Below are 6,850 nucleotides of genomic sequence, written 5' to 3'. Positions count from 1 at the left end.
CGCGAAATCCAATCAAAAATATTTTTAAAAGCAGTTGAATAGGCTCCGTTGTGTTCGGCAAACGAAATCACAATTAAATCTGCTGTTCCTAATTTGGTATAGAAATCATGAGCTTGTTGCGGAATTCCATTTTCTTTTTCTTTATCAACAGAAAACAGAGGCAATTCATAATCGTTTAAATCCAGAATTTCTACAGAACTATTCTCAAAAAGTGAAGCTGCATACGTTGCCAATTGCTTATTAATAGATGTTTTGCTTGATGAAGCTCCAAAAGCGATAATTTTTTTAGTCATTTTTATTCAAATAATAAGTTAATGCACCAGATGGACATTTTTTTACGGTTTCAATGATTTTTTCTGTTGTTGAATTTTCTGCGTTAATCCAAGGTTTTTCTCTAGGTTTAAAAACATCTGGATTATGTTTTACACACTCCGCTGCATGAGCGCAAAGTGCATTTTTCCATACAATGGTTACTTCGCCATTGCTGTACTCTTTGGTTAGGTCTTTAGCATCCATATTTTGATTTTAAAATTATAATACATCTCTAAATTCTGGAGTTTTATCAAACACACTTTTAGCAAAAGGGCAAAGCGGAATGATTTTTATGCTTTTTTCACGCGCAAATTCAACAGCTTTTAAAACCATTTTCTTACCAAAACTTTTGCCTTCATTGCCTAGTTTTACTTCGGTATGATCAATGATAATTTTATCTTCGCCAGCATAGACAAAGGTCATCATTGCTTCGTGTTTACCGTCGATATCAATATAAAAAGCACCATTTTTATCATTGATTTTTAGTTGTACTTCGTTCATAGTATTGTGTTTTTAACTTCAACATTCAAAATTCCAAGTTGAATATTCAAAATTTTTGAATATAGAATATTCAACTTGGAATTTTGAATGTTGAAATTTGAGTAAATTATTGTTCCATCGGAATTTCCATCACCAAAAATTTCGAATCAACAGTGGCTTTGATTTCAATTTCATTCGAGTCCCAAATGCCAATGGCATCTCTTTTTTCTAATTTAGTTCCATCCACTTCAATTTCACCTTCAATGTTCATGATGTAAAAACCGTTTCCTTCTTTTTTTAAAGCTAGTTTTTTAGAAAAATCAGCATCAAATTCACTTAAATAAAACCAAGCATCTTGATGAATCCAAACGCCTTCGTCATCTGGATTTGGGGAAAGAATTTGAGCAAAATCATTTTTTTGCAACGATTTGTCCAAAGTGATTTGTTGATAACGAGGTTCCACATTTCTAAATTTTGGAAACAACCAAATCTGAAACAATTTTGTTTGTTGGTCTGCATTAGGATTAAATTCACTATGTCTAATTCCAGTTCCTGCACTCATAACCTGAACATCACCAGTTTTGATGGTTTCGGCATTTCCCATGCTGTCTTTGTGAGCCAAATCTCCCTCAAGAGGAATAGTTATAATTTCCATGTTATCATGTCCGTGTTCACCAAATCCCATTCCTGATGCAACAGTGTCATCGTTTAAAACACGTAACACACCAAATTGCACTCTATCAGGATTATACCAACTGGCAAAACTAAAACTATGATAAGCATTTAACCAACCATGATCAGCATGACCGCGAGTATTGGCTTTATGTAAGATTGTATTTTTCATGATTATAAATTTAGTATTTATTATGATACAAATTTACAATGGATAGAAAGAAGAAGCACTTAATGTAGATTAAGAAATTATTTCTTCAACAACCTACTTTTCATCTTACTAAAAAACTCTGGTGTAACACCAATGTAAGAAGCCAAGTGTTTTTGAACATTTTTTTCAAGTTAAGGTAAAATTGTTTAATTTATTTTGAATATTTTTGTAAAATACTTTAATATAGTAAATCACTGTTTTATTTAAATATGCCAATACAAATCATCAATAACATCAAATCCTTTGTGGCTCTTTCTCAAGAAGACGAAGAAGCATTTATTAAAATACTTGAAATAAAAAAATATGCCAAAAAGGAATTTATACTTCAAGAAGGTCAAGTTTGTGATAAAATATTTTTTATTAACTCGGGAATTTCTAGGGTTTTTTTTAACATTGATGGTGAAGAAAAAATAGTTCAATTTTTCTTTAGTGATAGTTGGTTTACAGATTACAGTAGTTTTTTAATAGGCCAACCAACTAACGAAAACCTTCAGGCAATGGAACCATGTGAAGTAGTACATTTAAAAAAAAATGATTTGTATAAACTATATGAAACTAACCCTGTTTTTGAGAGAGTAGGAAGAGTCATGGCTGAGAATGCTTTTATGTCATTAATGCAACTTAATTCAATGCGAACAAATTTAGAACCAGAAGATCGTTATCTGAACTTACTCAAACAAAGACCTGAATTAGTGGAAAGAATTCCACAGCATTATATTGCTTCTTATCTCGGTATAAAACCGCAATCATTAAGTAGAATTAGAAAAAGAATTTTTGATAAAAAATAACTTCATATTCTTTTAGAAGATTTTTTTAAATCCGCAATCTGTAATTTTAAGATTGTGGATTTTTTTATTAAAAAAACTTTATTTATTAACTCAAGTGAACGTTTTGAGCTGTATTCCCATTTCATCTTTGCAATGTAATATTAAACAAATTAAAAATGAACAAAGCAACAAAAATGGTCAAATTAATTATTTTGATGTTAGTAGGTATAAATGCTAATGCTCAAATTAATCCTGAAAAAAATTCATTTACGTGTGGTGAATTTAAAGCAGGTTATGCTGTCAATCAATTTGGTAGTAATTTAGAACAACAATACGATGCAGGAAATTATGGAAACTCTGGTGGTGGATTATTCACTTTAGCCGCCTATCATAAATTTGAAAGTATTAATCACTTTAACTTTGGAGGAAAGTTTTCGGCACTTGGTGCTTCACCAGCAAAAGGAGATAATGAAAACGAAATGCTTTTCAATTTTTGGGGTGCAGCAATTTCGGCTAAATATTATCCAATAAACAAAAGAGCCGATAAAGGTTTTAATCTCTACACCGATTTTTATTTTATTACCCAATTCACTCAAAAATACCGTAATGTAGAGGCAAAAATCTTCAACCATCAATTTGCAATTGGTAACGGATTAACCTTTGGTGGTGCTTACGATTTTTCAATCAAAAAAAGCAATTTCTCAATAGCAGTCGAATACGGTTTGGCATCGAGAACAGGCGAAGTTACAGGTGTTGGTGATAGAACATTCAAGAGTAGTTACTTCGGAACGCAAATTGGCTTTAAATTCTAAAAACAATTCAAAAACAAAATTTTTCTTAACTCAAGTGAACGTTTTGAGCATCAAACTGCTCACATCTTTGCACTATAAATTTGAACATAACAAATAATCCTAAAACAATCAAAATGAAAAAAATCTTATTTATTATTTTATGCTTTACAAATAGTATCGCATTTTCTCAAACAGGAATAATACGTGGTAAAATAATCGACAAACAATCGGAAAAACCAATTGAAGGTGCAAATGTATCATTAATAGTAGTCGAAGGAATTGCAGAAGTTACAGACGCTGACGGTAATTTTAAACTCTCCAATGTGCCATTAGGAAGGCAAAATATACAAGTATCATTCGTTGGTTATGAAGATGCTTTTGTTTCTGAAATTGAAGTTACAACTGGGAAAGAAAATATTTTAGCAATCAGTATGACTGAACAATTTAATACCTTAAAAGAGGTAGTTATCACTGGTGGAGGTCAAAACAAAGCCAAAGCGATTAATAAAATGGCAGCTGTTTCGGTGAGACAATTTTCGGCTGAAGAAGCCAATAGATACGCTGGTGGACGAAGTGATGTAGCACGTTTAGCTTCAAATTTTGCAGGTGTTGCTACTGCAAATGATAGTAGAAATGATATAGTGGTAAGAGGAAATTCTCCAGCAGGTTTGTTGTGGAGAGTAGAAGGAATTCCAGTTCCAAGTCCAAATCACTTTGCCACTTTAGGAACAACTGGAAGTCCAGTTTCTGCTCTAAACCCAAATCTTTTAGCAAACTCTGATTTTATTACCTCGGCTTTTCCAGCAGAATATGGAAATGCTTTAGGAGGTGTTTTTGATTTAGGATTTAGAAAAGGAAATACCGAAGATTATGAATATTCTGTTGGTATGGCTGCGTTTCCTGGAGTTGAAGCTATGGCGGAAGGACCATTATTAAAAAAGAATGGTGGATCTTTTGTTGCGGCTGCCCGATACGGAATTGTTGGAGCTTTAGGTTTAGCAGGAACTACAGCTGTTCCAAACTATAATGATTTATCGTTCAATTTAGACTTCGGAAAATCAAAACTAGGCAACTTTACTCTTTTTGGAATCCTTGGTAATTCTGATATTGATTTTATAGGAAAAAATATTGAAGATGACACCGATTTATTTGCTGCTAAAGATGAAGATGCTTTTGCAACTTCAGCTTTTAGTGCTTTTGGATTAAAACATACTATTAATATTGGAGAAAAATCGTATTTAAAAACAACTTTAGGAACTTCATCAGCAAGTTCAACTTATGAAGCTGACCGATATTTCAATTTTCAAACGCCATCCGAAACCAAATTAAGATTTACAGAAGTTGATAATACAGAAAGTCGCTTTACATTTTCTACATTATTCAATTCAAAAATTTCTAAAAAATTTACCTTAAGAACTGGTTTGTTATACGAAAGTTTCAATTTGGAAGCAAAAATAACTGACAGAGACAGACAAGCAGATGCAAACGGTGATGGATTTCCTGATTTTGTAAGTATCATAAACAATGATGGAAATTATTCAATTGTTCAACCTTACGCTCAAGTACAAATTAGATTATCTGAAAAACTGACTTTAAATGCAGGTTTACACGGTCAATACTTTTCTATAAACGAAGAATTTGCTTTTGAGCCAAGAACATCATTAAGTTATGCAATAAACACAAAAAGCGCTATAAACTTTGGTTATGGTATGCACCACCAAAATGTAGCAGCACCCATTTTATTTTTGAATGAAAATATAGGAGGAAATTTAGTCCAAACTAACAAAAATTTAGATTTAGTTAGAAGCGATCATTATGTATTGGGTTACGATTTAAGATTTGCTGACAAATGGAGAGCAAAAGTAGAGTTGTATTACCAATCAATTGATAAAGCAGCAGTAGAAACAACAGCTTCAGGCTATTCTTCATTAACAGAAGGAGCAAGTTTTACTTATTCTATCGACAAAACATCGTTAATAAGTAACGGAAAAGGAAGCAATTCTGGAGTTGAATTTACATTAGAAAAATTCTTCAGCAAAGGATATAACGTATTGTTTACCTCATCATTTTTTGAAAGTAAATACGAAGGTAGCGATGGTGTTGAACGTAATTCACCATTCAACAATGGTTATGTAATTAATGCTTTAGCAGGAAAAGAATTCAAAATTGGAAAAGCTAAAAAGAATATTTTCTCCATCAACACAAAATTCACAACGGCTGGCGGAAGATATTACACACCTGTAGATTTAGCTGCTTCACAAGCAGCAGGATTTGAAATTAGAGATGATTCAAAACCATACAGCGAACAATACGATCCTTACCTAAGATTAGATATAAAATTAGGAATGAAATTCAATAGTAAAAGTAAAAAACGTTCGCATCAATTTTATGTAGACTTCCAAAACGTTACGGCTAACGAGAATGTTTTTATTAAAGAATACAACAGACAAACAGGACAGATAAATCAAAAAGACCAAATTGGTTTTCAACCTGATTTCGGATACCGATTTAATTTCTAAAAATTTTCATGCTTGTTTTGTTTAGATGCTGGGTTTTTAGAAAAAGTAATATACTAAAACTTAATTCCCAGTATCTTTTTTAAACGTTTTATTACTTAATCTAAGATGTTTTTATTTCTTCAACAACCTACTTTTCATCTTACTAAAAAACTCTGGTGTAACACCAATATAAGACGCCAAATATTTTTGAGCTACTTTTTGAATCAAACTAGGATATTTTTTGCACATTTTTTCAAAGCGTTCTTCAGCCGATAAACTCAAACTATCCATCAATCGTTCTTGATGCGCTACTAATGAATTTTCGGCTAATATTCTAAAAAAACGTTCCAATTTCGGAATTTGCTGGTATAGTTTTTCTTGATTTTCTTTAGAGATTACAACCACTTCCGCATCTTCTAAAACTTCAATAAATAAATTGCCCGGTTTTCCAGAAATATAACTGTACATATCGCCAATCCACCAACCTTCGCAAGCAAAATGCAATACGTGTTCAATAATATTATCGTTGATATTGAAACTTCTCAAAATACCTGAATTGACAAAATAAGTATTTTTAGCAATTTCTCCCGAACGCAATAAAATTGATTTGGCTTTAAATTGTTTGATTTCGGTTTTGGATAAAAAAAGCGTTTCTTCATCAGAAGTTAAAGCAACGTGTTTGGAAATATTTTGTAGTATGGTTTGCATAATTTCAAAAATACAACTTTTAAGTTTAGAGTAATTTGATTTTGGAAAACAGATTTTAAAAATTAAACTAATTTTCATAATCGCTCTAATTTCTTCAAATCGGTGTTCCAAAAAAGATATTTTATATATTTGAAATATGAAAACCGAAAAAGAGAAAATGCTTTCTGGTGAAAATTACTTCTCAAACGATAAAGAACTAGCTTTAGAACGAACAAAAGCCAAAAAACTCCTTCATAAATTGAATGTTACAGAATACATTATGAACGGAAATTCGAGAGCAATTCTTCGTGAGTTATTGCCCAATTCTCACAAACGATTGTATATTGAGCCGCCTTTTCATTGCGATTATGGTTACAATATTCATTCAGGTGAAAGTGTCTATTTTAATGTAAATTGTGTGGTTTTAGATGC

The 6,850-nt window shown here is 31.7% G+C and carries 9 protein-coding genes; 4 read left to right on the top strand and 5 right to left on the bottom strand.

Translation table 11 applies throughout. From position 1 onward, the window contains the following. From RMO70_RS05310 to RMO70_RS05295, 4 genes are all read right to left on the bottom strand, one after another. Positions 1–293: NAD(P)H-dependent oxidoreductase (locus RMO70_RS05310; protein ID WP_310555385.1), on the bottom strand; the 293-nt coding region annotated here is incomplete at its 3' end. Then, entirely contained in the window at positions 286–516 is a 231-nt protein-coding gene (locus RMO70_RS05305; RefSeq protein ID WP_310555384.1) for a (4Fe-4S)-binding protein, read from the bottom strand. The genes RMO70_RS05305 and RMO70_RS05310, both read right to left, overlap by 8 nt. 15 nt (positions 517–531) lie before the next feature. After that, on the bottom strand, positions 532–813 hold the full coding sequence (locus RMO70_RS05300; protein WP_310555383.1) for a GNAT family N-acetyltransferase: 282 nt from the start codon (positions 811–813) through the stop codon (positions 532–534). A 106-nt stretch (positions 814–919) separates the two neighbouring features. After that, on the bottom strand, positions 920–1,636 hold the full coding sequence (locus tag RMO70_RS05295) for a pirin family protein (RefSeq protein WP_310555382.1): 717 nt from the start codon (positions 1,634–1,636) through the stop codon (positions 920–922). A gap of 248 nt (positions 1,637–1,884) precedes the next feature. Here RMO70_RS05295 and RMO70_RS05290 point away from each other — a divergent pair, with 248 nt between their 5' ends. The 3 genes from RMO70_RS05290 (at position 1,885) to RMO70_RS05280 (ending at position 5,752) form a co-directional block, all read left to right on the top strand. Continuing rightward, on the top strand, positions 1,885–2,463 hold the full coding sequence (locus tag RMO70_RS05290; protein ID WP_310555381.1) for a Crp/Fnr family transcriptional regulator: 579 nt from the start codon (positions 1,885–1,887) through the stop codon (positions 2,461–2,463). 155 nt (positions 2,464–2,618) lie between these two features. Further along, positions 2,619–3,254, top strand: a complete 636-nt coding sequence (locus tag RMO70_RS05285; protein WP_310555380.1) for a hypothetical protein — start codon at positions 2,619–2,621, stop codon at positions 3,252–3,254. Between the two features lie 113 nt (positions 3,255–3,367). After that, positions 3,368–5,752 (top strand): carboxypeptidase-like regulatory domain-containing protein, encoded by a 2,385-nt coding sequence (locus RMO70_RS05280; RefSeq protein ID WP_310555379.1) that lies wholly within the window; start codon positions 3,368–3,370, stop codon positions 5,750–5,752. 111 nt (positions 5,753–5,863) lie between these two features. On the opposite strand, the gene RMO70_RS05275 is transcribed toward RMO70_RS05280, so the two are convergent. Continuing rightward, entirely contained in the window at positions 5,864–6,439 is a 576-nt protein-coding gene (locus tag RMO70_RS05275) for a Crp/Fnr family transcriptional regulator (RefSeq protein ID WP_310555378.1), read from the bottom strand. A gap of 136 nt (positions 6,440–6,575) precedes the next feature. On the opposite strand from RMO70_RS05275, the gene RMO70_RS05270 reads away from it, so the two are divergent. Next, on the top strand, positions 6,576–6,850 hold a 275-nt coding region (locus RMO70_RS05270; protein WP_310555377.1), incomplete at its 3' end, for a maltose acetyltransferase domain-containing protein.

It is taken from the genome of Flavobacterium sp. (genome assembly GCF_031422135.1).
Lineage (GTDB): Bacteria > Bacteroidota > Bacteroidia > Flavobacteriales > Flavobacteriaceae > Flavobacterium.
The sequence above is the reverse complement of the archived record's forward strand: the minus strand, read 5'-3'. Positions and strand labels throughout refer to the sequence as shown.